This is a genomic window from Verrucosispora sp. WMMC514 (assembly GCF_027497295.1).
GTDB lineage: Bacteria > Actinomycetota > Actinomycetes > Mycobacteriales > Micromonosporaceae > Micromonospora > Micromonospora palythoicola.
This window is the reverse complement of the sequence record NZ_CP114906.1, coordinates 1,652,143-1,678,746: the sequence shown is the minus strand read 5'-3', so window position 1 is coordinate 1,678,746 and position 26,604 is coordinate 1,652,143. Positions and strand designations below refer to the sequence as shown.

General features: G+C 72.4%; 25 protein-coding genes, 1 tRNA gene and 1 pseudogene. 20 read left to right on the top strand and 7 right to left on the bottom strand.

The window, feature by feature from the left end; translation table 11 throughout:
* Positions 1–18: 18 nt before the first annotated feature.
* Together moeZ and O7597_RS07630 are read left to right on the top strand one after the other, a co-directional pair.
* A complete protein-coding gene (gene moeZ / locus O7597_RS07635) occupies positions 19–1,263 on the top strand; it encodes an adenylyltransferase/sulfurtransferase MoeZ (protein ID WP_281582323.1) in 1,245 nt (414 codons plus the stop codon).
* 131 nt (positions 1,264–1,394) lie between these two features.
* Positions 1,395–2,216 (top strand): squalene--hopene cyclase, encoded by an 822-nt coding sequence (locus tag O7597_RS07630; protein WP_281582322.1) that lies wholly within the window; start codon positions 1,395–1,397, stop codon positions 2,214–2,216.
* Between the two features lie 9 nt (positions 2,217–2,225).
* Here O7597_RS07630 and O7597_RS07625 read toward each other — a convergent pair whose 3' ends face one another.
* Together O7597_RS07625 and proB are read right to left on the bottom strand one after the other, a co-directional pair.
* Positions 2,226–3,470, bottom strand: coding sequence for a glutamate-5-semialdehyde dehydrogenase (locus O7597_RS07625; protein ID WP_281582321.1), 1,245 nt, complete (start codon positions 3,468–3,470; stop codon positions 2,226–2,228).
* 36 nt (positions 3,471–3,506) lie between these two features.
* On the bottom strand, positions 3,507–4,616 hold the full coding sequence (proB, locus tag O7597_RS07620) for a glutamate 5-kinase (RefSeq protein ID WP_281582320.1): 1,110 nt from the start codon (positions 4,614–4,616) through the stop codon (positions 3,507–3,509).
* Positions 4,617–4,677: 61 nt separating this feature from the next.
* Here proB and O7597_RS07615 point away from each other — a divergent pair, with 61 nt between their 5' ends.
* The 5 genes from O7597_RS07615 to O7597_RS07595 all read left to right on the top strand — a co-directional run bounded on the left by O7597_RS07615 (position 4,678) and on the right by O7597_RS07595 (position 10,226).
* A complete protein-coding gene (locus tag O7597_RS07615; protein ID WP_281582319.1) occupies positions 4,678–4,992 on the top strand; it encodes an MGMT family protein in 315 nt (104 codons plus the stop codon).
* A gap of 239 nt (positions 4,993–5,231) precedes the next feature.
* Entirely contained in the window at positions 5,232–6,653 is a 1,422-nt protein-coding gene (locus O7597_RS07610) for an MFS transporter (protein ID WP_281583208.1), read from the top strand.
* The gene (locus tag O7597_RS07605; protein WP_281582318.1) at positions 6,650–8,113 is read left to right on the top strand and encodes an aminotransferase class V-fold PLP-dependent enzyme; all 1,464 of its coding nucleotides are present in this window, start codon (positions 6,650–6,652) and stop codon (positions 8,111–8,113) included. The genes O7597_RS07610 and O7597_RS07605 overlap by 4 nt, the downstream gene beginning before the upstream one ends.
* 112 nt (positions 8,114–8,225) lie before the next feature.
* Positions 8,226–8,804 carry an NADH-quinone oxidoreductase subunit B gene (locus O7597_RS07600; RefSeq protein WP_281582317.1) on the top strand — a complete coding sequence of 193 codons (579 nt, stop codon included), beginning with the start codon at positions 8,226–8,228 and terminating at the stop codon, positions 8,802–8,804.
* A gap of 105 nt (positions 8,805–8,909) precedes the next feature.
* Positions 8,910–10,226, top strand: coding sequence for a DUF2252 domain-containing protein (locus O7597_RS07595; protein WP_281582316.1), 1,317 nt, complete (start codon positions 8,910–8,912; stop codon positions 10,224–10,226).
* An 18-nt stretch (positions 10,227–10,244) separates the two neighbouring features.
* Here the strand turns inward: O7597_RS07595 and O7597_RS07590 are convergent, their stop codons facing one another.
* The gene (locus O7597_RS07590; RefSeq protein ID WP_269738335.1) at positions 10,245–11,291 is read right to left on the bottom strand and encodes a glucose 1-dehydrogenase; all 1,047 of its coding nucleotides are present in this window, start codon (positions 11,289–11,291) and stop codon (positions 10,245–10,247) included.
* 194 nt (positions 11,292–11,485) lie between these two features.
* Here O7597_RS07590 and O7597_RS07585 point away from each other — a divergent pair, with 194 nt between their 5' ends.
* Both O7597_RS07585 and O7597_RS07580 read left to right on the top strand, forming a co-directional pair.
* A complete protein-coding gene (locus tag O7597_RS07585; RefSeq protein WP_269738334.1) occupies positions 11,486–12,295 on the top strand; it encodes an NADH-quinone oxidoreductase subunit C in 810 nt (269 codons plus the stop codon).
* A complete protein-coding gene (locus O7597_RS07580) occupies positions 12,295–13,257 on the top strand; it encodes a complex I subunit 1 family protein (protein ID WP_269738333.1) in 963 nt (320 codons plus the stop codon). The genes O7597_RS07585 and O7597_RS07580 overlap by 1 nt, the downstream gene beginning before the upstream one ends.
* 109 nt (positions 13,258–13,366) lie before the next feature.
* On the opposite strand, the gene O7597_RS07575 is transcribed toward O7597_RS07580, so the two are convergent.
* Together O7597_RS07575 and O7597_RS07570 are read right to left on the bottom strand one after the other, a co-directional pair.
* Positions 13,367–14,398, bottom strand: a complete 1,032-nt coding sequence (locus O7597_RS07575) for a glutathione S-transferase C-terminal domain-containing protein (protein ID WP_269738332.1) — start codon at positions 14,396–14,398, stop codon at positions 13,367–13,369.
* Positions 14,399–14,505: 107 nt separating this feature from the next.
* Positions 14,506–15,078, bottom strand: coding sequence for a Uma2 family endonuclease (locus O7597_RS07570; protein ID WP_269738331.1), 573 nt, complete (start codon positions 15,076–15,078; stop codon positions 14,506–14,508).
* A 95-nt stretch (positions 15,079–15,173) separates the two neighbouring features.
* Here O7597_RS07570 and O7597_RS07565 point away from each other — a divergent pair, with 95 nt between their 5' ends.
* The 8 genes from O7597_RS07565 (at position 15,174) to O7597_RS07530 (ending at position 24,345) form a co-directional block, all read left to right on the top strand.
* Positions 15,174–15,812 (top strand): NADH-quinone oxidoreductase subunit I, encoded by a 639-nt coding sequence (locus O7597_RS07565; protein WP_269738330.1) that lies wholly within the window; start codon positions 15,174–15,176, stop codon positions 15,810–15,812.
* Positions 15,809–16,345, top strand: a complete 537-nt coding sequence (locus O7597_RS07560; protein ID WP_281582315.1) for an NADH-quinone oxidoreductase subunit J — start codon at positions 15,809–15,811, stop codon at positions 16,343–16,345. Before O7597_RS07565 ends, O7597_RS07560 begins: the two co-directional genes overlap by 4 nt.
* A complete protein-coding gene (gene nuoK, locus O7597_RS07555) occupies positions 16,342–16,767 on the top strand; it encodes an NADH-quinone oxidoreductase subunit NuoK (RefSeq protein ID WP_281582314.1) in 426 nt (141 codons plus the stop codon). The genes O7597_RS07560 and nuoK overlap by 4 nt, the downstream gene beginning before the upstream one ends.
* The gene (locus O7597_RS07550) at positions 16,764–18,710 is read left to right on the top strand and encodes an NADH-quinone oxidoreductase subunit L (RefSeq protein WP_281582313.1); all 1,947 of its coding nucleotides are present in this window, start codon (positions 16,764–16,766) and stop codon (positions 18,708–18,710) included. Before nuoK ends, O7597_RS07550 begins: the two co-directional genes overlap by 4 nt.
* Before the next feature lie 156 nt (positions 18,711–18,866).
* Positions 18,867–20,408 (top strand): NADH-quinone oxidoreductase subunit M, encoded by a 1,542-nt coding sequence (locus tag O7597_RS07545; RefSeq protein ID WP_281582312.1) that lies wholly within the window; start codon positions 18,867–18,869, stop codon positions 20,406–20,408.
* Positions 20,405–21,877, top strand: coding sequence for a proton-conducting transporter membrane subunit (locus O7597_RS07540; protein ID WP_281582311.1), 1,473 nt, complete (start codon positions 20,405–20,407; stop codon positions 21,875–21,877). Before O7597_RS07545 ends, O7597_RS07540 begins: the two co-directional genes overlap by 4 nt.
* 116 nt (positions 21,878–21,993) lie before the next feature.
* A complete protein-coding gene (gene htpX, locus O7597_RS07535) occupies positions 21,994–22,869 on the top strand; it encodes a zinc metalloprotease HtpX (RefSeq protein WP_281582310.1) in 876 nt (291 codons plus the stop codon).
* A gap of 216 nt (positions 22,870–23,085) precedes the next feature.
* Positions 23,086–24,345 (top strand): MFS transporter, encoded by a 1,260-nt coding sequence (locus O7597_RS07530; RefSeq protein WP_269738323.1) that lies wholly within the window; start codon positions 23,086–23,088, stop codon positions 24,343–24,345.
* 28 nt (positions 24,346–24,373) lie between these two features.
* Here O7597_RS07530 and O7597_RS31720 read toward each other — a convergent pair.
* A pseudogene (locus O7597_RS31720) lies at positions 24,374–24,469 on the bottom strand (DUF1275 domain-containing protein); the annotation flags it as partial.
* Between the two features lie 108 nt (positions 24,470–24,577).
* On the opposite strand from O7597_RS31720, the gene O7597_RS07525 reads away from it, so the two are divergent.
* The gene (locus O7597_RS07525; RefSeq protein ID WP_281582309.1) at positions 24,578–25,048 is read left to right on the top strand and encodes a GNAT family N-acetyltransferase; all 471 of its coding nucleotides are present in this window, start codon (positions 24,578–24,580) and stop codon (positions 25,046–25,048) included.
* Between the two features lie 18 nt (positions 25,049–25,066).
* Here the strand turns inward: O7597_RS07525 and O7597_RS07520 are convergent, their stop codons facing one another.
* Positions 25,067–25,567, bottom strand: a complete 501-nt coding sequence (locus tag O7597_RS07520) for a YajQ family cyclic di-GMP-binding protein (RefSeq protein ID WP_281582308.1) — start codon at positions 25,565–25,567, stop codon at positions 25,067–25,069.
* A 142-nt stretch (positions 25,568–25,709) separates the two neighbouring features.
* Between O7597_RS07520 and O7597_RS07515 the strand changes: the two genes are divergently transcribed.
* Positions 25,710–25,793 (top strand) — tRNA-Tyr (locus O7597_RS07515).
* Between the two features lie 589 nt (positions 25,794–26,382).
* Entirely contained in the window at positions 26,383–26,598 is a 216-nt protein-coding gene (locus tag O7597_RS07510; RefSeq protein ID WP_281582307.1) for a hypothetical protein, read from the top strand.
* Positions 26,599–26,604 lie beyond the last annotated feature (6 nt).

Below are 26,604 nucleotides of genomic sequence, written 5' to 3'. Positions count from 1 at the left end.
TGTCGCTGCTCATGGTCGATGGGCACGTCGGCGAGCGACAATGGCCCGGTTGTCCGCCACATCGATTCCGGGGAGTCCACCGTGTCGTTGCCCCCGCTCGTCGAACCCGCCGCCGAGCTGACCGTTGACGAGATCCGCCGCTACTCGCGTCACCTGATCATCCCCGACGTCGGGGTCACCGGGCAGAAGCGGCTGAAGAACGCCCGGGTGCTCTGTGTCGGCGCGGGTGGCCTCGGTTCGCCCGCCCTGATGTACCTGGCCGCCGCCGGTGTCGGCACGCTGGGCATCATCGACTTCGACACCGTCGACGAGTCCAACCTCCAGCGCCAGATCATCCACGGGGTCTCCGACGTCGGACGCTCGAAGGCCGAGTCGGCCGCGGCGAGCATCCGGGAGATCAACCCGCTGGTGAATGTCGAGATCCACAACACCGCGCTGGACCGGGACAACGTCCGCGACATCTTCGCCCAGTACGACCTGATCGTCGACGGCACGGACAACTTCGCCACCCGCTACATGGTCAACGACGCGGCGGTGCTGCTCGGCAAGCCGTACGTCTGGGGGTCGATCTACCGCTTCGACGGCCAGGCGTCGGTGTTCTGGGCCGAGCACGGTCCCTGCTACCGCTGCCTCTACCCGGAGCCCCCGCCGCCGGGCATGGTGCCCTCCTGCGCCGAGGGCGGCGTGCTGGGTGTGCTCTGCGCCTCGATCGGCTCGATCCAGGTCAACGAGGCGATCAAGCTGCTCGCCGGCATCGGCGAGCCGCTGGTCGGCCGGTTGATGGTCTACGACGCCCTGGAGATGAGCTACCGCAAGATCAAGGTCCGGAAGGATCCGAACTGCGTGCTCTGCGGGGAGAACCCGACGCTGACCGACCTGATGGAGGACTACGAGGACTTCTGCGGCGCGGTGTCGGTGGAGGCCCAGGAGGCGGTGGTCGACGCGACCATCACCGCGTCCGAGCTGAAGGAGTGGCAGGACGCCGGCAAGGACATCTTCCTCGTCGACGTCCGGGAGCCGGCCGAGTACGAGATCGTCCGTATCCCCGGGGCCACCCTGATCCCCAAGGGCGAGATCCTCTCCGGTGAGGCGCTGTCCAAGCTTCCGCAGGACCGGCAGATCGTGCTGCACTGCAAGTCCGGCGTCCGCTCCGCCGAAGCGTTGGCCGCGTTGAAGGCGGCCGGTTTCCGCGACGCGGTGCACGTGCAGGGCGGCGTGCTCTCCTGGATCAAGCAGATCGATCCCTCGCTGCCCGCGTACTGATCCACCGTCGAGGGGCCCCGTCGCCATCTCCATGGGGGGCGGGGCCCTTCGCCGCCACCCTGCCGTCGGTCGGATCTCACCTATCCGTCCTCCTGAGGCGAGATCACGTTTGCGCCGGTAGCGTGGCCGCCGTGGTCGACATCGACGCCGCGATCGGGTTCGTGGTGGCTCACGGGGACGCGGTGGAGCGTGCCCGCCTGTCCTGGTTGCGTACCGGCACGCAGCCGTCGCCGGAAGTGCTCGACAGTGCCGAGGTCGGGCAGACACTCGGCGGCGGCTGGCCGGCGTCCTGGGGGGACGAGGTCGCGTCGGTCGACGCGACCTGCTTCCGTCTCGCGGAACTTGACGACCTCGGCGCGCTCGGCCGGCCGAGCGCGCGTCGGGCACTGGACTGGCTCGCCGCCGGCCAGCAACCCGACGGTTGCTGGGAGGAGGACCGGGCCCTCGCGGACTCCGCGCCCGAGTGGGCCCGTCCGGGTGACCCGGAGGCGCGGCTGTACCTGACCGCCAACGCCGCGTTCTGGCTGACCGTGGCGGGCCTGGACGCGCGGGCCGCCGGCCCGTTGGACCACCGGGTCGGCGGGGCGTACGCCGGTGTGGTGCACGCGGCCGGCCAGGCGCTCGCCGCCCACCTACGCCCGGACGGCAGTTGGCCGTCCTTCCTGGCCGCCGGTTGGCTCAGCGCGGCCGTCCTGCACCGGCAGCAGATGTTCTACGAGTCGGCCCAGATCAAGGCGGTGCTGGCGGAGCGGTTGCCGCAGGCGTCGGCGGCCGACGCCGCCTGGCTCGCCGTCACGCTGCGCCGGGTGGGCGTCGACCACCAGGAGTGGACGCTTGTCGCCGCCCGACGCCGGCTCACCGAGACGCAACGCAGCGACGGCGGCTGGACCAGCGACGACGGCCACCAGTTCGACGTACACGCCACCCTCGCCGTCATCCGCGCCTTCCGCTGACCCCGGGGGTCAGGTGCGGAGGTGGCCGGTGCCGGTTACCACGTACTTGGTGCTGGTCAGTTCGGGGAGGCCCATGGGGCCGCGGGCGTGCAGCTTCTGGGTGGAGATGCCGATCTCCGCGCCGAAGCCGAACTCGCCGCCGTCGGTGAACCGGGTCGAGGCGTTCACCATCACCACCGCCGAGTCCACCCGGGCCACGAACTCGCGGGCGGTCGACTGCGAGTCGGTGACGATCGCCTCGGTGTGGCCGCTGCCGTAGCGCCGGATGTGCGCGACCGCCGCGTCCAGTGAGTCGACGACGGCGGCGGAGATGTCCGCGCTGAGGTATTCGGTGCCGAAGTCGTCGTCGGTGGCCGCCACCACCGCGTCGGAGTGGGCCGCGACCCGGGCGTCGCCGTGCACCGTCACCCCGGCCTCGGCGAACGCGGCGAGCATCGCGGGCAGGAAGGCGTCGGCGATGTCGGCGTGCACCAGCAGCGACTCGGCGGTGCAGCAGGTGGACAGCCGCTGCGTCTTGGCGTTCAGGGTGATCGCCACGGCCATCGGCAGGTCGGCGGCGGCGTCCACGTAGACGTGGCAGTTGCCCACCCCGGTCTCGATCACCGGCACCGTCGACTCCTCGACCACGGTACGGATCAGCGATGCTCCGCCACGAGGAATCAGCACGTCGACGAGCCCTCGGGCGCGCATCAACTCCTTGACCGAGTCGCGGGTGCTGGCGTCGACCAGTTGCACCAGGTCGGCGGGGAGGCCGGCCCGGTCGATCGCGGCACGCAGCACCGTGACCAGGGCCGCGTTGGAGTGCGCGGCCGAGGAGGAGCCGCGCAGCAGCGCGGCGTTGCCGGCCTTCAGGCAGATCCCGGCGGCGTCGACAGTCACGTTGGGCCGACCTTCGTAGATGATGCCGACCACCCCGAACGGCACCCGGACCTGCCGTAGCTCCAGCCCGTTGGGCAGAGTCGAGCCGCGGACCACCTCGCCCACCGGGTCGGGCAGCGCGGCCATCTGGCGCAGCGCGTCGGCGATGCCGGCAACCCGCCCCTCGTCGAGGGCGAGCCGGTCCAGCACGGCCGCGCTCAGCCCGGCGTCCCGCCCGGCCGCGAGGTCCGCGGCGTTCGCGGCGAGGATCTCCGGCGTACCCGCCACCAGCGCGTCGGCCATCGCGTGCAGCGCGGCGTCCTTGGCGGTACGCGTGGCCACGGCAAGCGTCTCCGCCGCCGCTCGCGCCCGGCGGGCCTGCTCGCTCACGCTCATCTTCCACTCCTCAGGTGTCGGCCCTGGTCGGGCGATTCACAGCAGCACCAGGTCGTCGCGGTGGACGACCTCCCGTTCGTACGCCGGGCCGAGCGCCGCGGCGAGGTCGGCGGTCGACCGCCCGAGCAGGCCGGGCAGCTCGATCGCGTCGTAGTTGACCAGCCCCCGGGCCACCGGTGCGCCGGAGGTGTCGACGAGGTCGACCGGGTCGCCGGCGGTGAACGCACCGTCCACGGCGGTGATCCCGGCCGGCAGCAGCGACTTGCGTCGGCCCACCACGGCGGCCACCGCGCCCGGGTCGAGGTGCAGTCGCCCCCGGGGTGCGGTGGCGTGGGCGAGCCAGAACAGCCGGGCGGCGGGTCGCCGGAGGCTGGGGTGGAAGAAGGTGCCGACCGGCTCGCCGGCCAGCGCGGCGACCGCCTGGGTGGCGGAGGTGAGCACCACCGGGATGCCGAAGCCGGTGGCGATCCGGGCCGCCTCGACCTTGGTCACCATGCCGCCGGTGCCGACCCCCGCCCGGCCGCTGCCGCCGATCTCGACACCGAGCAGATCCGCCTCGTCGCGTACCTCGGCGATGCGGCGGGAGCCGGGTCGGGTCGGGTCACCGGTCCAGAGCGCGTCGACGTCGGAGAGGAGTACCAGCAGGTCGGCGTCGACGAGCGCGGCCACCAGCGCGGCCAGCCGGTCGTTGTCGCCGAACCGGATCTCCTCGGTGGCGACCGTGTCGTTCTCGTTGACGATCGGCACCGCCCGCAGGTCGAGCAGCTTGCGCAGAGTGCGGTACGCGTTGCGGTAGTGGGCCCGCCGGGTCACGTCGTCGACGGTGAGCAGCACCTGGCCCACGGTGCGGCCGTGCCGGGCGAAGGCGGTCGCGTACCGCCCGATCAGCTGGCCCTGGCCGACGCTGGCGGCGGCCTGCTGGGTGGCCAGGTCACGCGGTCGCCGGGCCAGCCCGAGCGGGGCGAGGCCGGCGGCGATCGCGCCGGATGAGACCAGCACCACCTCGCGGCCGTCGGTGGCCCGTAGCCCGAGGGCGTCGACGAGCGCGTCCACCCGCCCGTCGTCCAGGCCGCCGGTGGCGCTGGTCAACGAGGAGGACCCGATCTTGACAACGACCCGCCGGGCCGTGGTGACTGCGTCGCGCACCCGCCCATTCTGCGCTGTCGTCGCGGCGTGCCCCGCCGCCGTTCCCATAGTCTGGCCGCTTGTGACACCTGACGAGTACGTCGAGGCGGTGCTGGAACTGGTCGACCGGATCCCGCCCGGCCGGGTGATGTCGTACGGGGCGGTGGCCGACGCGTTGGCTGAGCGCTCCGGGCGGGCGTCGGCCCGGCTGATCGGGGCGATCATGGCACGCCACGGTGGTGCGGCCCCGTGGCACCGGGTGGTGAACGCGTCCGGCGGACTGCCGCCCCGGCTGGCCCGCGAGGCGCGGGCGCGCTGGCTCGCCGAGGGGACGCCGCTGCGCGGTACCGGGGTGGACCTGCGGTCGGCCGGGTGGTGGCCCGGGCAGGGGATGTGACCCCCGCCATAACGTGAGTAATATTCGGCCCCATGACCGCGCTGCCGGGTGGCTCCGGCCCCACGCCCATCCCCGGACAGCCCGCGCCCGCTGCCGGTCCGGTGGCCCCCGGCACGGCACCCGCCGCCGTTCCGCCGTCGACCGCTTCCGGTGCCGCGCCCACGGCCCCCGGCACGGCATCCGCCGTCGTGCCCCCGTCGGCCGCCTCCGGTGCCGCGCCCACGGCGGGCGCTGCCGGCATGGCCCCGCAGGGGACCGGCGCGCTGCCCCGTGGGGTGCACGCCGGCTACGCGCTCGGCTCGCTGGCGACCGGGGCCTTCGGCACCGTGCCGGGTCTGCTGCTGCTGCCCTACCTCACCGACACGCTCGGAGTGGCCGCCGGGGTGGCCGCCCTGCTGGTGCTGCTGCCGAAGGCGTGGGACGTGCTGGTCAACCCGGTCGCCGGGCGAATCTCCGACCGCACCCGGTCGCGCTGGGGGGCCCGTCGTCCGTACCTGCTCTTCGGTGGGCTGGCACTTGCCGTCCTCTTCGGGGCCATCTTCGCCGCGCCGTTCGGAGCCGGTCCCGCGTCCGGGGCGTACGTCGCCGTCGCGTTCCTGGCCACGGCGACCGCGTTCGCCTTCTTCCAGGTGCCGTACGTGGCGATGCCGGCCGAGCTGACAAGTGACTACGCCGAACGTACCCGGATGATGACCTGGCGGATCGCGGTGCTGGCGCTGGCCATCCTGGTCGCCGGTGCGGTGGCGCCGCTGGTGCGCGACGCGGCCGGCGGTGGTGTTCCCGGGCACCGGTGGATGGGCGTCTTCGTGGCCGCCCTCATCGCGCTCGGCGCCGTCGGCGCCTTCCTCGGCACCAGGTCCGCCCCACAGGGCACGGTCGGCGAGAGCGAGCCGACCCTGCGCGCCCAACTCGCCGTCGCCGCCCGCAACCGGCCCTTCCGGGCGCTGCTGCTCTGCTTCGTGGTGCAGTCCGCCGGGGTGGCCACCATCCTCGCCGGGGTCCAGTACTTCGCCGACCACGTGCTGGAAGACCCGACGACCGGCCCGACGGTGCTCTTCGTCTGCTTCGTCGGCCCGGCGCTGGTGGTGATGCCGCTCTGGTCCCGGGTGGGTGCGCGGGTGGGCAAGCTCGCCGCCCTGGTGGCGGCGTCGCTGATCCTGGCGGCCGGCGGACTGGCGTTGGTCGCCGCACCGGTGCTGCCGGCCGCCCTGGTCTACCTGCTGGTCGCGCTCCTCGGCGTCGGGTACGCCGGACAGCAGGTGTTCGCGCTGGCCATGCTCCCGGACTGCATCGCGTACGACACCGCGCGCACCGGCCGCCGGCAGGCCGGGGTCTTCACCGGCGTGTGGACGGCCGGTGAGACCTTCGGGCTGGCCCTCGGCCCCGGCATCTACGGGCTGGTGCTCGCCCTCACCGGCTACGTCTCCTCCACCACCGGGACCTCCGCCGCCCAGTCCGACACCGCCCGCCTCGGCGTCCTGCTCGGCTTCACGGTCCTCCCCGCCCTCCTGATCGGCCTGGCCACCCTCCTGCTCCGCCCCTACGACCTCACCCCCGCCCGCCTCTCCACCCCCACTCCGCCCCCAGCCACCGCCGATCATGCAGTTGTGGTAGGTACAAAAGCCGCAGGAAACCACGGAAAGGGCGCCACAACTTCATGATCGACGAGAATCGGCCGGGCGGGATGCCGGCGGAGCAGGTGCTGGCGGAGATCCGGGAGCTGCGGGCGATGGATCGGCCGACGCACGGGGGACGGCTGTTCGCGTACGTGTACGACCCCGCGGTGCCCGGGCTGGACGCGCTCGCCGCCGCCGCTCACGCCGAGAGCGCCCACGTCAACGGGCTCGACCCGACCGCCTTCCCGTCCCTGCTGGCCATGGAGAACACGCTTGTCGCGGCGGCGGCGCGGCTACTCGGCGGCGGACCGGGCACCACCGCTGCGGACGTCGTCGGCAGCGTCACCAGCGGCGGCACCGAGTCGCTCATCCTGGCCGTGAAGACCGCCCGGGACGCCCGGCCGGACATCGCGGCACCCCGGATCGTGGTACCGGCCAGCGCCCATGCCGCCTTCGCCAAGGCGGCCCACTACCTGCGGGTGGAACTCGACACCGTGCCGGTCGACCCGAGCACCCTGCGGCCGGCCGTCGCCGACGTGGCCGCCGCCCTGCGGCCGGAGACGGTGCTGGTGGCCTGCTCCGCCCCCTCGTACGCGCACGGCGTCGTGGACCCGGTCGAACAGATCGCCGAGGTGGCCGCCACCGCCGGGATCCGTTGCCACGTGGACGCCTGCTTCGGCGGCTGGACGCTGCCGTACCTGCGGCGCCTCGGCCTGCCGGTGCCCCCGTTCGACCTGTCCGTGCCCGGCGTCACCTCGATCTCGGTGGACCTGCACAAGTACGCGTACGCGCCGAAGGGCGTGTCGGTGCTGCTGCACCGCGATCCGCACCTGCGTGCTCCGCAGTACTTCGCGTACGCCGACTGGCCCGGGTACACCATGATCAACCCAGTGATCTCCTCCACCCGATCCGGTGGGCCGATCGCCGCCGCGTACGCCACGGTGCGGCACCTCGGTGACGACGGCTACCTGGAGCTGACCCGCGCCACCTGGGCGGCGGTGTGCACCCTGGCCGAGGCGGTACGCGGAACCGACGGGTTGCGGCTGGTCGCCGAGCCGGAGTCGACGGTGGTCTGCTTCACCGCCACCGACACCGGGCCGGACCTGTTCGTGCTGGTCGACGAGTTGGCCGCGCGGGGCTGGCACACCCAGCCCCAGCTGTCGTACGCCGGCCTGCCGCCCAGCGTGCACCTCACCGTGACCGCCGCGGTGGCGCCCCGGGCGACGGAGTTCGGCCCCGACCTGGCCGCCGCGGTCGCCGCCGCCCGCGCGGCGGGCCCGGTCGGGTTGCCGCCGCACCTGCGGGCCCTGGCCGGCACGCTGGCGCCGGAGGAGCTCACCGGCGACCTGGTCGCCGGGCTCGCCGCCGGCCTCGGGCTGGGCCCGGGCGGTGGGCTGCCGGAGCGGATGGCCCCGGTCAACGCGCTGCTCGACGCCGCCCCACCGGCGTTGCGTGAACGGCTGCTCGTCGAGTTCGTCAGCCTGCTGCAACGTCCCGCGTGGTAGCGCCCACCGGTCCCTGGTCGCGCACCGTTCGGCAACCCCCGTCGCCGGGCAGCGGCCACCGCAGACGTCGGGTCGCTGTGGTTGACTGTCGGGGACGGGAGGGGGAGCGGTCGTGCAGCTGCCTGCGGTGCTCGGTGAGCCGATCCGGTTCGTGCTCAACTGGGGCCGGCGCTACTCGCTCTGGGTCTTCAACTTCGGCCTGGCCTGTTGCGCCATCGAGTTCATCGCGACGAGCATGTCCCGGCACGACTTCATGCGGCTGGGCGTGATCCCGTTCGCGCACGGCCCCCGGCAGGCCGACCTGATGGTGGTCTCCGGCACCGTCACCGACAAGATGGCTCCGGCGATCAAGCGGCTCTACGACCAGATGCCCGAGCCGAAGTACGTGATCTCGTTCGGTGCCTGCTCCAACTGCGGCGGCCCGTACTGGGACTCGTACTCGGTGACCAAGGGAGTCGACCAGCTCATCCCGGTCGACGTGTACGTGCCCGGCTGCCCGCCCCGGCCGGAGGCGCTGCTGCACGGCATCCTCCGGCTCCAGGAGAAGATCGCCGCCGAGCAGTCCGGCATCGGCGGGGTGCCCCGCACCGACCCGCTCGCCCCACCGGTCGACGCCGCGCCCCGCGACGGTGCCCCCGCCCGCTCGGTCGCCTCGCTGACCGCACCGCCGGTGCGTCCACCGAATTCCTGACCGGCGGAGCTGCCCGGCCGGGTGCGGGCCACGGTCCGGTCGGTCCGGCGAGACCGGTCGCTCGGCTGGCCGTCCGGGTGGTGTGGCTTCGCTAGCGTACGGATCATGACCGACGTCGCCGAGCAGCGTTCCGCCTTCATCGTCGAGGTGCTGACCGAGGAGTTCGGCACCCTGATGGCGCTCGACCCGGCCGCCTTCCGGCGCAAGTTCCGCAAGATGGCCGCCTCGCCGTTCGCCTTCTACCGGGGCAGTGCCAGCCTCTTCTACGCCGACCAGCGGGGCGACTTCGCCGACGACCGCTTCCTGGACGCGCGGACCAGCCGGGTGTGGATCCACGGCGACCTGCACGCGGAGAACTTCGGCACCTACATGAACGGCTCCGGCCAGCTCGTCTTCAACGTCAACGACTTCGACGAGGCGTACGTCGGGCCGTTCACCTGGGATCTGCGGCGGTTCGTCGCCAGCGTCGCGTTGATCGGCTACACCAAGGCGCTCTCCGACCGGGTCATCAGCGACCTGGTCACCTGCTTCGCGAACGCGTACCTGGTCGAACTGCGGGCCATCGCCGCCGGCGGGGACGACGCCATCGGGTCGATCACCCTGGACAACGCCGACGGTGTGCTGCGCCGGGTGCTCCAGCAGGCGCGGCTGAACACCCGGGTCGACCTGCTGCGGGGACAGACCACAATCGACAACTACGAGCGGCGCTTCTCCGTGGGCGACGGGGTGTACGAGATCGACGGTGACGTGCGGGCGCGGGTGTGCGCGGCGTTCGAGGCGTACCTGGAGACGCTGCCGCCGGCCGCGACGCAGGCCCGGCCGCTCGCCGCCCAGATCAAGGACGTGGTGCTGCGCAAGGGGGTGGGCATCGGCTCGGCCGGCCTGCCCTCGTACAACCTCCTGCTGGAGGGGCACACCCAGGCGTTGGAGAACGACGTCGTGATCTACATGAAGCAGGCTCAGGTGCCGGCGGTGGCCCGCTACGTCGACGACGAGCGGGTCCGTGGCTACTTCCGGCACCAGGGGCACCGCACCGCCGAGTCGCAGCGTGCCCTCCAGGCGCACGCCGACCCGTGGCTGGGCTTCACCGAACTCGATGGTGTCGGTCAACTCGTCGCTGAGGTGTCCCCGTACGCGGCCGACCTCGACTGGTCGGACGTCAACGAGTCGGAGGAACTGGCCGGGGTGCTGGCCGACCTGGGACGGGCGGTCGCCCGGATGCACTCGGTGGCCGACGACGAGTCCAGCCACGACCTGGTCGACTACTCGACCGAGGAGGCCATCGTCGCCGTCGTGGACGCGGACACCGCCGGTTTCGTCGGGCACCTGGTCGACTTCGCCCACACGTACGGGGTACGCGCCCGCCACGACCACCAGCTCTTCGTCGACCTGTTCCGCAACGGCCGGCTGCCCGGCGTCTGACCCGGGCCCGCGGGGCGTTCAGGCGGCGAAGTCGAGGACGACCTTGATGTCCTGCGGCCCCGGCGAGTAGGCGGTGGCGTACTGGGCCAGCGGCACCCGGCGGGTGATCAGTGAGGCGAGCCAGGCCGGGTCGGCCTTGGACAGGGCCTCGGCGGCACCCTCCCAGTGCCGCCGGTTGGCGTTCACCGAGCCGAAGACGACGTTGTTCTCCAGCACCAGGGTCCGGTTCAGCGCGCCGGCGTCGAAGTCGATCGTCCGGCCGCCGCTGGACACGCCGGCCAGGCAGACGATCCCGTTGGGACCGACCTTGCACATCGCCTCCAACACGACCACCGGCGCGCCGGTGCACTCGACGATGACGTCCGGCTCCAGGTCGAGTTGGTCGAGCGGTCCGGAGTGGTACGTGGCGCCGAGGGCGCCGGCGAGCGCCGGCTTCGGGCCCTCGGTGGCCAGGTCGAGCACGTGCACGGAGAGGCCCCGCTGACTGGCCAGCAGCGCGGCGAGCAGGCCGATCGGCCCGGCACCGGTGATCAGCGCGGTGCGGGGCTGCCACTCCGCCCGCAGGCCGATCCGGTCGACGTGGTCCCACGCCTTGACCATCACACTTGTCGGTTCGAGCAGCATCCCCACCTCGATCAGCGAGGGGTCGAGTCCCACCGCGAAGCGGGGCTGCAACCGCCACCGCTCGCGGGCGAAGCCCGGCAGCGCCTTGATGCCGTGCTCGGTGAACAGGCCGTTGCGGCACATGTCCCACTCACCGACCGCGCAGTTCGGGCAGGGCATCGGATCGGGATGCCGGACGATCCCGGCCACCAGGTCGCCCGGCTGGCGGGTGCCGGTCGGATCCTCCAGCACCCGACCGAGTGACTCGTGCCCGAGCACCAGATGATCGGTGCCGGGCGGCGCCTCGCCGTACTGCCCCTCGATGATCTCGATGTCGGTGCCGCAGACGCCCACCGAGAGGGCCTCCACCAGGATCGGCCCCTCCTCGGGTGCCGGTTCCGGGTAGTCGTCGAGCAGCCGCAGCGAGCCGGGTACTCCGGGAATGACGGTCACAGCGCGCACAGGTCCATCCTGGTGGTCACCGACGGGCGGCACCGGCGAAGCGCACCGGAGTCACCCGCCCGCGTGCACCGGGCCGGCCGCGCGTACCGGGCCGGCCGCGCGTACCGGGCCGGTTGCGTGCACCGGGCCGGCCGCCGTCCGGTGCCGCCTCCGCTCGACCGGGGACGCCGGCCGCAGGGCCTAGGATCAGCGGCATGACACCGGAAGAGGTCGGCCAACGGCTCGTCGCGCTGCTCGCGCCCGTCGAGGCCACCGCGACGGTCTCCGGCGGTCAGGTCCATGCCCGGGCCACCGTCGACGTACCCCCGCACGCCTGGCGGGCCGCGCTGCTGGCCGCCCGGGACGACACCGCGCTGGCCTGCGACTACTTCGACTGGTTGTCGGCGGTCGACGAGCTGGTCGACGGGTTCGACGTGGTGGCTCATCTCTGGTCCACCGCGCACCGGCACGGGGTGCTGGTGCGGACCCGGGTACCCCGCGACACACCGACCGTGGACTCCGTGGTGGCGGTCTACCCGGGTGCCGCCTGGCACGAGCGGGAGACCCACGAGATGTTCGGCATCGACTTCGCCGGGCACGCCGACCTGCGCCCGCTGCTGCTGCCGCCCGAGTTCGAGGGGCATCCGCTGCGCAAGGAGTTCGTGCTGGCGTCCCGGGTGGCGAAGCCCTGGCCGGGCGCGAAGGAGCCGGGTGAGTCGGAGGCCGGGGGTGGACGCCGCCCGATCCGACCTCCCGGCGTGCCCGCGCCGGGCGAGTGGGGAGTCGTGCCGACGCCCGCCGGTGCCGGCGGCGTGGGGGAGGGCCCGCGCGGCGGCACCCCGGCCCGCCCGGCCCGGGAGCGCCCGGCCCGCCCGGCACCGGGTGCCCGCGGGCCGCGTACCCCTCGGGATGCCGACTCCACCGGGGAGTCGCCGGCCCCCCGGACTGGCGCCGGTGGCCCGACGGCCGAGGATCGGCCGGCATCCGAGGGCGGACCGGCACCGGATGACGGAGGTGGGGCCTGATGCCGCTCTGGCTGGAACTGGTTGTCCGGATCGGTGGGGTGCTGGCCGCCTTCCTCGTCCTGCCGCTGCTGGTGGGCCAGGCGGAGCACAAGGTGATGGCGCACATGCAGGGCCGGCTCGGCCCGATGTACGCGGGCGGGTTCCACGGCTGGGCGCAGTTGATCGCCGACGGGGTGAAGTTCGTCCAGAAGGAGGACGTCACCCCGCGCGCGGCCGACCGACCGGTGTTCCGGTTGGCTCCGGCGGTGGCGCTGGTGCCGTACCTGCTGGCCCTGCTGGTGATCCCGCTCGGCCCGAACGACCTGGTCGGGCAGCCGCTCGACGTCGGGCTGTTCTTCGTGCTGGCGGTGGTCGGGGTGGGCGTGCTGGCCGTGCTGATGTCCGCCTGGGCCTCGGCCAACAAGTACAGCCTGCTCGGTGGACTGCGCGGTGCGGCACAACTGCTCGGCTACGAGCTGCCGCTGGTGCTGGCCGCCGCGTCGGTGGCGATGGCCGCCGGGACGCTCAGCCTCTCCGGCATCGTCGAGGCGTGGCAGCCGTGGTGGCTGCTCTGGCAGGCACCGGCGATGGTGATCTTCTTCGTGGCCGGGCTGGCCGAGATCCGCCGGCCGCCCTTCGACATGCCGGTCGCCGACTCGGAGCTGGTCTTCGGCTACCTGACCGAGTACACCGGCCTGCGTTTCGCGTTCCTGCTGCTGGCCGAGTACGTCGGCATCGTGGTGATCGCCGCGCTCACCACCGTGCTGTTCCTCGGCGGCTGGCAGGGCCCGTTCGCCGACGCCCAGCTCGGCTGGCTCTGGACCCTGCTCAAGGTCGCCGCCGTCAGCTTCGTGATCATCTGGCTCCGGGTCTCCTACCCCCGCCTCCGCGAGGACCAGCTCCAACGCCTCTGCTGGCTCGTCCTGGTCCCCGCCGCCCTCGCCCAACTGGTCCTGACCGCCGCCATCCGCATCGCCCTCTGACCGAACTCCCGACCACCACCCCATGACGATCCGTTGATCAAGAAGTTTGCGTCCGATTTCGAGCTGACAGAGACGCAAACTTCTTGATCAACGCGATGGTTGGGGGTGGTCAGCCCAGGGGGGTGTGGGTGGGGTTTACCCGTTCGGTGGGGGTGGGGGGTTCGGGTGGGGTGCCGGTGCCGAAGGGGTGGCCGCCGAGGGACTCGCGGTCGTGGGGCTCCAGCCAGTTCGACAGGTCGGGGCCGAGCGGCACCACGCCGGTCGGGTTGATGTCCCGGTGCACCTCGTAGTAGTGCCGCTTGATGTGATCGAAGTCGATCGTGTCACCGAAGCCGGGCGTGGTGAACAGGTCCCGCGCGTACGCCCACAGCACCGGCATCTCGCTGAGCTTCTGCCGGTTGCACTTGAAGTGGCCGTGGTAGACCGGGTCGAAGCGGACCAGCGTGGTGAACAGCCGTACGTCGGCCTCGGTGATCGTGTCGCCGACCAGGTAACGCTGCCCGGTCAGTCGCTCACTGAGCCAGTCCAGCCGGTCGAACAGCCGCCGGTACGCCCGCTCGTACGCCTCCTGGCTGCCGGCGAAGCCACACCGGTAGACGCCGTTGTTGACGTCGGCGAAGACCACCGCGTTGACCTCGTCGATCTCGGCGCGCAGGTGTTCCGGGTAGAGCTGCGGCGCACCGGGCCGGTGGTACGCGGTCCACTCGGTGGACAGGTCCAGGCTCATCTGGGCGTAGTCGTTGGTCACCACCTGACCGGTGGGCACGTCCACGAGGGCCGGCACGGTGATGCCCCGGGGATAGTCCGGGTAGCGGGCGAAGTACGCCTCCTGGATGCGCTCGATGCCGAGCACCGGGTCCCGCCCGTCCGGGTCGAGATCGAACGTCCAGCTCCGCGCGTCGTGCGTCGGACCGGCGACGCCCATCGAGATGGCGTCCTCCAGGCCCAGCAGTCGCCGCACGATGATCAGCCGGTTGGCCCACGGGCAGGCGCGGCTGACCACCAGCCGGTAGCGACCCGGCTCGACCGGATAGCCGTCCCGTCCGTCGGCGGTGATCCGGCTGGTGATGTAGTTCTGGTCCCGCTTGAACTCACCCGGCTCGACGTACTTGCCGCCGGTGCCCTTACCGTCCTCGCCCATGTCGCCCCCAGGGTGTGCCCGTCACGTCCGCACCCCATCATGGCGGATCTTCATCCGACCGGCCCGGTGACCGGGCGGCGGGCGGGAGCCGGGCCGGCGTGGCCCGCTCAGCGTGACCGAGGGGTGATCCGGTCGAGCGGGATGTCCATCTCCCACGGGTCGGCCAGCAGGATGCCGTCGCTCATCCGGGCGTGCTCGACGTAGACGCGCTTGACCGGGTCGAGCCGGTGGGCGTGCACCACGATCCCCGTCTCGGTCTCGATCCGCCAGAAGAAGGGAATGTCCGCCTCGGCGTAGAGCGCCGGCTTGAGCACCCGGTCGATGCTGCGGGTCCGCTCCGAGACGATCTCCACCACCAGCAGAACCTCGCTCGGCAGGTAGGAGGAGGGGTTGCGGGCAGCCGCATCCAGCTCGGTGACCAGCAGGTCGGGAATGAGGGATCGGCTGCGGGACATCCGCACCGACACCCCCTGGGTGACGTCGAACTCGGCGGGGCAGGTCTCCTGCAAGGCGGCGCCGAGCAGCATTGCGATGGATTGGTGCAGTCGCGTGAGGGAGGGCGACACGATCAGTTGGCCGTCCAGGAGTTCACGGCGGCGTCCGTCGTCGGGCAGGCGGTCGAGGGCGTCCGTCGTCCACTCGCCCGGCGCCAGGTGGTCGTCGTGCAGCGCGGCGGTCATCGACGGGTCCTTTCCGGTGCGTCGTTTTCCCCGCAGCCACCGTACTACCGGCTACCTCCGGGGGGTGGTCGCGCACGCCGTGCTCACAGGGCAGGATGTTCGGCATGAGCGAGCGCGAGCGAAGCGAGGCGACCGGCCTGCCCGGCAGCGGCCTGGTCAAGGGGCTCGCCGTCACGTTGAAGACGATGACGAAACGCGCCACCACGGCGCAGTACCCGGACGTCGCCCCCGAGCTGCCGCCTCGGTCCCGCGGGGTGATCGCGCTGCTGGAGGAGAACTGCACGGTCTGCATGCTCTGCGCCCGCGAGTGTCCGGACTGGTGCATCTACATCGACTCGCACAAGGAGGAGGTGGCGGTGCCGGGGGCGGCCCGGGCCCGGCAGCGCAACGTGCTCGACCGCTTCGACATCGACTTCTCGCTCTGCATGTACTGCGGCATCTGCATCGAGGTCTGCCCCTTCGACGCGCTCTACTGGTCGCCGGAGTTCGAGTACGCCGAGTACGACATCAAGGACCTGCTGCACGACAAGGACCACCTGGGCGAGTGGATGGCCACGGTGCCGCCGCCACCGGCCCACGACCCGAACGGCGAACCGGCCAAGGAGGAGACCGCCGCCGCGCGCAAGGCGGCCGTCCCGGCCGCGCCCGCCGCCCGCCCGACCACCCCGGCGGTACGCCCCGAGCGCCGGCCCGCGCCACCCCGCGCCGCCGACGACGAAGGCACGCCCGCGTGACCGGGGTGGACGTGCTGCTGCTCGCCCTCGGCGCGGTGGCGGTCGGCTCGGCGGCGCTGGTGGTGGCCACCCGGCACCTGGTCCGCGCCGGGCTCTACCTGGTGGTCTGCCTCGGCGCGGTGGCCGGCATGTACCTGGTGCTCGCCGCCGAACTGGTCGCCTGGGTGCAGGTGCTCATCTACGTCGGCGCGGTGGTGGTGCTGCTGTTGTTCGCCGTGATGCTGACCCGCGCGCCGATCGGCGCCTCCGACGATCTGGACCGTCCCGGCTGGCCGGCCGCGTTGATCGGCGGTGGGTCCGGGCTCGGGTTAGCGGCGCTGCTCGTCGACGCGTACCGCTGGACGGCGGTGGAGCTACCCGAGGCGGGCACCGCCGAGCGCCTCGGTGAACAGGTCTTCGGCAACTGGGTGCTGCCCTTCGAGGTGCTGTCGGTGCTGCTGCTCTCCGCGCTCGTCGGCGCCATCGTGCTGTCCCGCCCCGACATCGGCGCCACCGGGGACGCAACGCCGGGTGATCGGGGGCGGTCGCGGTGAGACCCGTCATCCCGTACGTCACCGCCGCGCTCCTGTTCGGCCTCGGCGTTTACGGCGTGCTGCGGCGGCGCAACGCGGTGCTGGTGCTGATGGCCGTCGAGTTGATGCTCAACGCGGTGAACCTGATCCTGGTCACCGCCGACACCACGGCGAAGGCGGTGCTGCCGCACGGCGGGCAGGTCTTCGCGCTCTTCGTGATCGTGCTGGCCGCCGCCGAGATCGGGGTCGGGTTGGCGATCGTCCTCCAGCTCTACCGGATGCGGGCCAGCGTCACCGTCGACGAGATCCCGTTGGCCGAGCGTCCGGCCGACGAGCCGGTGCCGGTCGCTGCCGGCCCGATCGCTCCCACCGGAGCCGGCCCGATCGCTGCCGGCCCGGACGGTCGACACGGTTGCGGTGACGAGCCGGAGGGCCAGCGGTGAACACCTCGACGCTGCTGGGCGCGCTGCTGCCGCTCGTACCGGTGACCGCCGGCCTGACCGGCCTGCTGCTGCCACCATCGCCGCGGGGTGGGGCCATCGGTGAGGCGACGGCCCGCCGCCTGGCCGCCGCCCTCGGCATCGCCGGCGCGAGCGGTGCCCTCGCCCTGGCGGTGGCCCTGCTGGTCACCCTGGACGGCCCGGCCGAGTCCTCGACCACCTGGATCGAGCTGGGTGGGCTCACCGTCACCCTAGGGGTACGCCTCGACGGCGCCGCCGCCCTGGTCGCCGTCGCGGTCACCGCGGTCGCCCTGGCCGTGCAGATCTATTCGACCGGCTACCTCCGGCAGGGGCCGCCCGAGGAGCCCGACCACCGTTACCCGCCGTACGCGGCACAGGTCAGCCTCTTCACCGCCGCCATGCTGCTGGTGGTGGTCTCCGGAGACCTGATCCTGCTGCTGGTCGGCTGGGAGGTGATGGGCCTCTGCTCGTACCTGCTCATCGCCCACGACCGGCGGCTGCCGGAGGCACCGGCCGCCGCGATGAAGGCGTTCCTGGTCACCCGGGTCGGCGACGTCGGGTTCCTGCTCGGCATCGCCCTGCTCGGCGTCTCGGCGGGCAGCTTCCGGATCGCCGACGTGCTCGCCCACGACCACGGCACCACCACCCTCACCGCCGCCTGCCTGCTGCTGCTCGCCGGGGTGGCCGGCAAGAGCGCCCAGTTCCCGCTGCACACCTGGCTGCCCGACGCGATGGCCGGCCCGACCCCGATCTCCGCGCTGATCCACGCCGCGACCATGGTCGCCGCCGGCGTGTACGCGGTAACCCGACTGTGGCCGCTGTTCGAGGCCACGCCCACCGCGCTCGTCGTGCTCGGCGTGCTGGCCTCGGTGACCCTGCTGCTCGGCGCGCTGGCCGCCACCGCGCAGGACGACATCAAGCGGGTGCTCGCCTGGTCGACGGTCTCGCAGATCGGCTACATGACCGGCGCGCTCGCCGTCGGTTCCCCACCGGCCGCCCTGTTCCACCTGCTCACCCACGCGGCGTTCAAGGCGCTGCTGTTCCTCGCCGCCGGTGCCGTGATCCACGCGGTCGGCACCACGCTGATGTCCCGGATGGGTGGGCTGCGGCGCGACATGCCGGTGACCTTCTGGTGCACGCTCGTCGGGCTCGGCGCGCTGGCCGGCGTACCGCCGCTGTCCGGCTTCTGGAGCAAGGAGGGCGTGCTCGCCGCCGCCGAGCAGGCCGCCCTGCACGGCGACGGACCGGCACCGGCCTGGCTGGGTTGGCTGGTCTGGCTCGCCGCGCTTGTCGGTGTCGCCGTCACCGCCTGGTACGCCACCCGGCTGCTGCTGCGTACCTTCTTCGGCACCGCCCGCACCCCGCTGCCCCAGCCGCATGACCCGCCGGCGGTACTCCGCTGGCCGGTGCTGGCGTTGACCGTACCGGCGGCCCTGCTCGGCCTGGCCGGCTTTCCGGGCTGGTTCTCCCGCCACCTGCAGTCCGCTCCGCCGATCGGGTCCGACGCCATGTCGGATCTGATGCCGGCGGACGGGCTGATCCACCTCACCCCGACCGTGCTGCTGCCGCTGGCACTGCTCGTGATCGGCGCCGGACTGGCGTGGGCCGGCTGGCGACGGGACCGCACCGCCGATCCGGCGGCGGCGCTGGGTCCGCTGCGGCCGGTCTTCGCCCGCGCGTTCCGGCTGGACGACGTCCAACACACCCTCGTCGTACGACCGACGACGTCGGTGGCGCGGATGGCGCGCGCCACCGACGAACGGGTGGTGGACGGTGTGGTCACCGGCACCGGACGCGCCGCCCGCGCTCTCGGCGGCGGCCTGGGCGTCCTGCACCGGGCGGCGTTGCCCCGGGCTGCCACCGCGGTGCTGGCCGGCGCGCTGCTGATCGGTCTGGCCGCGGCCCTGATCGGAGCGACGGCATGAGCGAGCGTCAGCGAGTGAATCATCGGTTCGGCGTTTCGGTGTCTCGTGCCGTCCCGCAGCGCAGCGGAGGGCCGGCATGAGCGAGCGTCAGCGAGTGAATCATCGGTTCGGCGTTTCGGTGCCTCGTGCCGTCCCGCAGCGCAGCGGAGGGCCGGCATGAGCGCCGGGGAGTTCCTACTGGTGGCGGTGCTCGCGGTGCCGGCGCTCGGCGCGCTGGCGGTGGCGGCCACCCCCCGCGATCGGGCGGCCCGGATCGTGGGCACCGTGGCCGCCGCGCTGACCCTCGTCGTGGCGGTGGCGCTGCTCGGCGGGCGGGCGGCCGGCTGGTCGGCGTACGCACCGCCGGATGCCGCAGGCGTGGTGCGTCCCTGGCACGCGGTCGACCTGCCCTGGGTGCCGGGACTGGACCTGCGCTTCCATCTGGGCGTGGACGGCATCTCCTGGCCGTTGGTGGTGCTCACCGCCCTGCTCACGCTGTTGTGCTGCGGATACAGCCTCTGGCGGGTGCCGGGTGGTGGCAGCGGTCGGGCTCTGGTGGCGCTGCTGCTGGTGGTCGAGGTCGGCATCCTGGGTACCTTCCTCGCCCTCGACCTGGTGTTGTTCTTCCTCTTCTTCGAGGTCGTCCTGCTGCCGATGTACGCGATCATCGTCGGCTGGGGCGGCGACGGCACGGACCCGGTGTCGCTGGACGCGCGGCGGCGGGCCGGGCGGAAGTTCGCCCTCTACACCCTGTTCGGCTCGGTGCTGCTGCTGGTCGGCGTGTACGTCGTGGTGGCCGCCGCCGGCACCGCCGACATCGTGGCGCTGACCGGCGGCACGGAGCTGTCCCGCGCCACGCAGCTCGCCGCCTTCACTCTGCTCGCGTTGGCCTTCGCGGTGAAGAGTCCGCTGTGGCCGCTGCACTCGTGGCTGCCCGACGCGCATACCCAGGCACCCACCGTCGGCAGCGTGCTGCTCGCCGGGGTGCTGCTCAAGATGGGCACGTACGGCCTGATCCGGGTCGCCGTCGGGGTGGCCCCCGAGGGCGCCCGGTGGGCCGCGCCGGTGCTCGGTGTGCTCGCCGTCGCCGCCATCCTGATCGGCTCGCTGGTCTGCCTGGCCCAGACGGAACTGAAACGGTTGATCGCGTACTCCAGCGTCGGGCACATGGGCTTCGTCCTGCTGGGCGTCGCCACCCTGACCGCCACCGGCATCCAGGCGGCGCTGATCGGCAACGTCGCCCACGGCATCATCACCGGTCTGCTGTTCTTCCTGGCCGGCGCGATCAAGGACCGTACCCACACCGGCGCGCTCACCGAGCTGTCCGGGCTGCGGGAGACCGCCCCGCGCCTGTCTGGGCTGCTCGCGTTCGCGGCGGTCGCCTCGCTGGGACTGCCCGGACTGGCCGGCTTCTGGGGCGAGGCGTTCGCCGTGGTCGCCGCCGTCGAGTCTGGTGGCGCGCTCTGGACCACACTGGCGGTGCTGGCCGCGATCGGCGGCGCACTGACGGCGGCGTACCTGCTGCGGATGCTGCGGCGGGTCACCCACGGCGAGCCCACTCCGGTGGTCGCCGCGCTCGGTCCCGGCCTGGCTCGTGCCGAACTGGTCGCCTGGGTGCCACTGGTGCTGCTCGCACTGGCCGTCGGGTTGGCCCCGACGCTGGTGCTGGGCGTCGCCGAAGCTCCGGTCGAGGCCCTGGTGGGGGTGGTGGCGCCATGAGCGAGTCGAGTCTGGTGCAGGCCGTCGACCACGTGGCGCTGCTGCCGGCGTACCTGGCCGCCGGGACGGCGGTGCTGGTGCTGCTGGTGGACCTGCTGGCGGCCCGGCCGCGGGCCACCGTGGTCACGGCGGTCACCGGGGCGGTCGCCACCGCGATCGGGGCGGCGGCGGTCGGCTCGGGGGCCGAGCGACGTACGTTCTGCGTCGGCGCCGACTGCTCGTACCTCTTCGGTGGCCGGGCGGCCCTGGTCGCGGCGTTGGTGGCGTTGCTGGTCCTCGGGGTGCTGGCGTTGTCCGGGCCGCTGTTGCGGGCCGGGAACACCCCGGTGGGGGAGTACTGCTTCCTGCTCGCCTGCTCGATGACCGGTGGCGTGGTGCTCGGCGCGGCCGGCGACCTGATCACCCTGATCGTGGCGGTGGAGGTGCTCACCCTGCCGCTGTACGTCCTGGTCGGTCTGCGCCGGGGCAGCCTGGCCAGCGCCGAGGCGGCGGTGACCTTCTTCGTGGTCAGCGTGGTGGCCACCACGCTGACCCTGCTCGGCGCCGCGCTGCTCTACGCGGTCACCGGCGGGCTGCACCTGGAACGGCTGGGCACCCTCCTCGCCGACGAGGCGCTGCTCGACCTGCCGCTGACCACGGTCGCGGTGACGCTCGTGGTGGCCGGACTGGCGTTCAAGGTGGCGGCGGTGCCGTTCCACGCCTGGGCGCCGGCCACCTACGACGGGGCACCACTGCCGGTGGCCGCGTACCTGTCGACCGCGTCGAAGCTCGGCGGGGTGATCGCGTTGCTGGCGGTGGTGCGCCACGCGCTGCCGCCGGAGGTGACCGGACCGGTGCTGGCCCTGGTGGCCGCACTGACGATGACCGTCGGCAACCTGGTGGCGCTGCGGCAGCGGCGCACGGTGCGACTGCTCGCCTGGTCCTCGGTGGCCCAGGCCGGCTACATCCTCGCCCCGCTCGGGGCGCTGGCCCTGACCGCCGAGGCGGACGCCCGCACCGCCGCGTACGCCGCCGCCCTGGCGTACGCCGTCTTCTTCGTGCTGCTGGAACTGGCCGCCTTCGCCGGAGTGGTGGCGCTGCGCCCGGCCGGTGCGGACGGCGGCAGCCTCGACGACCTGCGCGGCGCGGCCCGCCGGCACCCGTGGGTCGGTGCCGGCCTGGCGTTCGCGCTGATCGGCCTCGCCGGCCTGCCACCCGGCCTGGCCGGGCTGTTCGCCAAGGTGACGGTGGTCCGGTCGCTGCTCGGCGGTGACGCCGGCTGGCTCGCCCTGGTGGTGGCGGTCAACGCGGTCCTCGGCCTGGCCTACTACCTGCGGGCCGCCGCGCTGCTCTACGCCCCGGCCGGAGACGTCACGGCCCCTGTCGCCCGACCCGCCCGGGCGGTGGCTGCCGCGCTCGCGGTGGCCACCGTGGTGGCGCTGGTCGTCGGGTTCGCACCGCAGATCGTGCTCGATCTCGCCGGAGGCTGAGACCCGCCTTCCCTCGGTCACTCAGGTAACTCTCAGTCATGAGACGGATGGTTGACGAGTACCGGGGTGTTGTACCGGTCAGCGGATCCCGGCATCCGTGCACCGAAGGAGTGATCGTGCACCACAACCGTCTGAAGACCGCCGCGCTGCTCGGCCTGCTCACCTCGCTGATCCTGGCGGTGGGTTACTGGTTCGGCGGCAGTGGCGGTCTGGTCATCGCCGTACTCGTGTCGCTGGTGATGAACGGCGTCACGTACTTCTACTCCGACAAGCTGGCACTGCGCTCGATGCGGGCACAACCGGTCAGCGAGGCACAGTTCCCCGAGCTGTACCGCATGGTTCGGGAGTTGGCCGCCGAGGCACGGCAGCCGATGCCCCGGCTCTACGTGAGCCCGACCGCCCAGCCGAACGCGTTCGCCACCGGACGCAACCCGCAGAACGCGGCCGTCTGCGTCACGCAGGGGATCGTCGAACTGCTCGACTATCGCGAGCTGCGGGGCGTCATCGGTCACGAGCTGTCGCACGTCTACAACCGGGACATCCTCATTTCCAGCGTGGCCGCCGGCCTGGCCGGGATCATCACCATGCTGGCGAACCTCGCCCTGTTCATCCCGCTGGGCGGAAACAGCGACGAGGACGGCCCCAACCCGCTGGTTCTGCTGCTCACCATCATCCTGGGGCCGATCGCGGCCACCGTCATCCAACTGGCGATCAGCCGCAGTCGCGAGTTCCAGGCGGACGCCTCGGGTGCCGAACTCACCCGCGATCCGCTCGCCCTGGCCAGCGCCCTACGGAAGATCCACATGGGTGCCCAGCGGCGGCCGTTGCCGGCCGAGGGGCAGCTCACCAGCACCGCCCACCTCATGATTGCCAACCCGTTCCGGGGTGGCGGGGTGGCCGCGCTCTTCGCCACCCACCCGCCGATGGAGCAGCGGGTGGCCCGGCTGGAGCAGTTGGCGAGCCAACTGGGCCCCGTGCGTCACCAGCGCTGACCCACCCCGGCACCTGGTCCGCCGGCTCCTGGTCCGGCACGCGACCGCCGCCCGATCGAAACCGTCGCCGCCCGCGCCTGGCCCGCCTGGCGCGGGCGGCGCCGTCTCGCCCGGGGATGGGTGAGCGCCGCCACAGGGGCGGACCGGGTGGGCTGCCGCGGGCCGGGCGTTAGGGTCTAACCGAGTCTTGCTCATTACATCTCGGGGAGGTCCGCTGTGGCTGGGCTGCGTCGGTATCTGGCTGTCTGGCAGATTCCAGGCGCACCGACCCTGCTGGTCACCGGCATCATCGGACGACTCGGGATCGGCATGACGCCACTCGCGCTGCTGCTCGTCGTCGAAGGAGTCACCGGACGCTACTCGTTGGCCGCCGCGGCCGGCGGCTGCTACGCCCTCTCCGGGGCCGCGCTGAGCCCGGTGGCCGGTCGGATCGCCGACCGGATCGGTCCCACCCCGGTGCTGCTCGGCACCGCGATCGCCCATCCGCTCGCCCTGATCGGGCTGCTCTGGGCGGCCCGCGCCGACGCCGCCCCCTTCGCGCTGGTGCTGCTCGCCTCGGCGATGGCCGGTGGGACGTACCCGCCGATGACCGCCGCGATCCGGGGCGCGTGGAACGGCCTGACGAACGTCGACTCCGGCCGGTACCACCTGCGCAACACCGCGCTCGCCGCCGAGACCACCCTGTTCGAGATCGTCTTCGTGCTCGGTCCCCTGCTGGTGGCCGGGTTCGTGCTGGTCGCCGACGCCGGTGCGGCGCTGATCGGTGCCGCAGTGGTGACCCTGATCGGCACCCTCTCAGTGGCGCTCGGTCAGGCCATGCGCGGCTGGCGTCCGCACTCCCGGGAGCACCACGCCCGTGGCCTCGGTCCGCTCCGGGTCGCCGGCTTCCCGGCCCTGCTGCTCTGCGTGGCCAGCATCGGCATCGCCTTCGGGGCGGCGGGCGTGACCGTCCCGGCCTTCGCCACCCGCTACAACTCCGACGACCCGAACGGCCTCGCCGGCCTGCTGCTGGCCGTCTGGGGGATCGGCAGCGCGATCGGCGGATTCTGGTTCGGGGTCCGCCGGCCGGCCCGCAACATGACCCGCCTGTTCGCCTGGCTGCTCGCCGTACTCGCCGGCAGCTTCGCCGTTTTCGCCGTGATGCCCACGCCGGGTGCGCTGGGCGCCGCCCTGCTGTTCGGCGGAGCCGCCATCGCTCCCGCGCTGACCCTGGAGAACACCCTGGTCGGGCGAATATCGCCGACCGGCATGCTGAACGAGGCGTACACCTGGGTGGTGACCATGTCGGTCGGTGCGAGCGCGGTCGGCGGCGCTGTCTCCGGGCTGATCGTCGACCATGCCGGTGGGGTGCCGTGGGCCTTCCTGTTCGCCGGGGCGGCGGTCGCCGTCGGAGCGGCGGTCGCCGCGCTGCCGGCCGGCCCCATCGCCCGCGCGGAGGCCACCGCCCTCCGGGCCGAACGGCCCGTCTCGGCCTGACCCGCGCCATCACGGGTACGACGGCGGGATGTTCCTCTTCTTCTCCAACCGGATCGGCTGTCTCGGCTCGATCCTGGTCAGCGCGATCCTCACGGTCGTCCTGCTGTTGATCTTCACCCGTTGACCCCGGTCCGACGGCTGCCCTGCCCGATCGGTCGGGTCGCACCCGGCCGTCGACAAAACCCGTACCTCCGACCGCGGGCGGTAGCCTCGCGTGCCGAGGAGGCGAGTCATGGAGCTGACCGCGGTGGGCGCGACCCATCCGGCCGTCGTGGCGAGATGGGCGACCTCTGCCGAGGAGAGCCGCCGCTGGTGCTCCCGCGACCGAGTGACAGCGGACGACGTCGAGCGCTGGCGAACCGAGCCAGACGTGCTGGCGTACCTGGCGCTCGTGGACGGAGAGCCAGCCGGGTACGGCGAACTGTGGCTCGACGACGACGAGGCCGAGGTGGAGCTGGCCCGTCTCATCGTGGCCCCGGCGCTGCGTGGCCGGGGCCTGGGCCGTCGGATGGTCGCCCTGCTCACCAAGCTGGCCCGGGACCATCACCCGGCGGTGCTGATGCGGTTGCACCCCGACAACGCGCCGGCATTGCGGTGCTACACCGCCGCCGGCTTCGAACCCGTGCCGTCGGATCAGGCGGATGAGTGGAACCGGGACCAGCCCGTGCCGTACCTCTGGCTGCGGCACCGGCCCGGCGATTAACCCCGGTCGCGTACGGCTCTAGCGGTAGTTGGTGAACTGGAGGGCCACGCCGAAGTCCTCGGCCTTGAGCAGCGCGATGACCGCCTGAAGGTCGTCCCGCTTCTTGCCGGTGACCCGCAGCTGGTCGCCCTGGATCTGAGCCTGCACGCCCTTGGGGCCCTCGTCCCGGATCTTCTTGCTGATCGCCTTGGCCTTGTCCTGGTCGATGCCCTGGATCACCTTGGCGTCCAGCTTGAAAATCTTGCCGGAGGGGCGCGGGTCGCCCGCGTCCAGCGACTTCAGCGAGATGTTCCGCTTGACCAGCTTCTCCTTGAACACGTCCAACGCGGCCCGGACCCGCTCCTCGGTCTCCGCCTGGAGGCTGATCGCCTCCTCACCCGACCAGGAGATCTCGGCGCCCGTGCCCCGAAAGTCGAACCGCGTCCCGAGCTCCTTCTCCGCCTGCCGGAGAGCGTTGTCGACCTCCTGGCGGTCGACCTTGCTCACGATGTCGAACGACGGGTTCGCTGCCATACTCATGCTCCTGCTGTCCGGCTGGTTTGTGATCCTTTGGCCCTGGTTGCCCAGGGGTACGACCCCTGACGGTACCCGGTTGCGGCGGCAGCGGGTGGAGCCGCTATCCTTGCTTCCGCCGCCGCGCCACGGTGCGGGGGTACGCCCTGGCGGGTTGCCCGAGCGGCCAATGGGAGCGGACTGTAAATCCGTCGCGAAAGCTACAGAGGTTCGAATCCTCTACCCGCCACCAGGTGCGACAACGGCCCCTGAACAGCAGAGATGCTGATCGGGGGCCGTTGTCGTTGAGCTAACTCGGTCCGGCTGAGGCCAACACGTGTGACAGATGCCGGCGAACGAGCGATCAGTCGATGTCTCTCTTTGCTCGGTGGGTGATGTGACGGTCTTCTTCCCCTCCGAAGGGCGGGCGCGCTTCGCCCCCTGCGGTGACTCGTCGTCGCGCCGGATTGCGTCGAGCACTCGGCCACGAGTGCCGGTTGGTCGACATCCGTCTCTGTCGCCGTCGGTGTCGGGTGTACGCCAACTTCGTGACTGTTTGACCGTTGACCAGCGGCCGCGCAGCGGTAAGAGTGGGTAGGGGCGCGTACAGGCGGATTACCGGTTCGCGAATTAGCGACCGGTAATCCTTGATCGCGAGGCTTGTCGTTTTGCGCATCCACCGACGCCTTGCTGCGACGCGAGTGGCCCTGCGATCAGCCGACGACGGCGGATCGCACGTACGGGGGCTGGGGCATGCCCGATCGTCCGCTTTCCCGGCTGCCCAGGCTGTGGCACGATCGGCGTGCCCGTCGCTACACCCCCCGAAGGCAGGAGTCCTCCCGATGTCTCGTCGAAGGAGTGGTCGACTGTTCGCCGCGATCGCGGCGACCGCTGTACTTGCCGCCGTGAGCACCGCGCTGATCGGGTCAGCCGAGATGCGGTTGTCCGGCATCGAGTGGGGGCTCGGCATCGAGTGGGGTGTGGCCCCGGAGGCCGCGAACGGCATCGAGTGGGGGGCGCCTGCTCTTCACGAGGTTGCCGTCCCGAACGCAGACTGACTCGTA

Coding starts and splice junctions, on each gene's coding strand:
- moeZ (WP_281582323.1), top strand. CDS start 19: ATGGGCACGTCGGCGAGCGACAATGGCCCGGTTGTCCGCCACATCGAT.
- O7597_RS07625 (WP_281582321.1), bottom strand. CDS start 3,470: ATGAGCGTGAGCGAGCAGGCCCGCCGGGCGCGAGCGGCGGCGGAGACG.
- O7597_RS07610 (WP_281583208.1), top strand. CDS start 5,232: ATGGCCCCGCAGGGGACCGGCGCGCTGCCCCGTGGGGTGCACGCCGGC.
- O7597_RS07605 (WP_281582318.1), top strand. CDS start 6,650: ATGATCGACGAGAATCGGCCGGGCGGGATGCCGGCGGAGCAGGTGCTG.
- O7597_RS07595 (WP_281582316.1), top strand. CDS start 8,910: ATGACCGACGTCGCCGAGCAGCGTTCCGCCTTCATCGTCGAGGTGCTG.
- O7597_RS07585 (WP_269738334.1), top strand. CDS start 11,486: ATGACACCGGAAGAGGTCGGCCAACGGCTCGTCGCGCTGCTCGCGCCC.
- O7597_RS07580 (WP_269738333.1), top strand. CDS start 12,295: ATGCCGCTCTGGCTGGAACTGGTTGTCCGGATCGGTGGGGTGCTGGCC.
- O7597_RS07575 (WP_269738332.1), bottom strand. CDS start 14,398: ATGGGCGAGGACGGTAAGGGCACCGGCGGCAAGTACGTCGAGCCGGGT.
- O7597_RS07570 (WP_269738331.1), bottom strand. CDS start 15,078: ATGACCGCCGCGCTGCACGACGACCACCTGGCGCCGGGCGAGTGGACG.
- O7597_RS07565 (WP_269738330.1), top strand. CDS start 15,174: ATGTTCGGCATGAGCGAGCGCGAGCGAAGCGAGGCGACCGGCCTGCCC.
- O7597_RS07545 (WP_281582312.1), top strand. CDS start 18,867: ATGAGCGCCGGGGAGTTCCTACTGGTGGCGGTGCTCGCGGTGCCGGCG.
- O7597_RS07540 (WP_281582311.1), top strand. CDS start 20,405: ATGAGCGAGTCGAGTCTGGTGCAGGCCGTCGACCACGTGGCGCTGCTG.
- O7597_RS07525 (WP_281582309.1), top strand. CDS start 24,578: ATGGAGCTGACCGCGGTGGGCGCGACCCATCCGGCCGTCGTGGCGAGA.
- O7597_RS07520 (WP_281582308.1), bottom strand. CDS start 25,567: ATGAGTATGGCAGCGAACCCGTCGTTCGACATCGTGAGCAAGGTCGAC.
- O7597_RS07510 (WP_281582307.1), top strand. CDS start 26,383: ATGTCTCGTCGAAGGAGTGGTCGACTGTTCGCCGCGATCGCGGCGACC.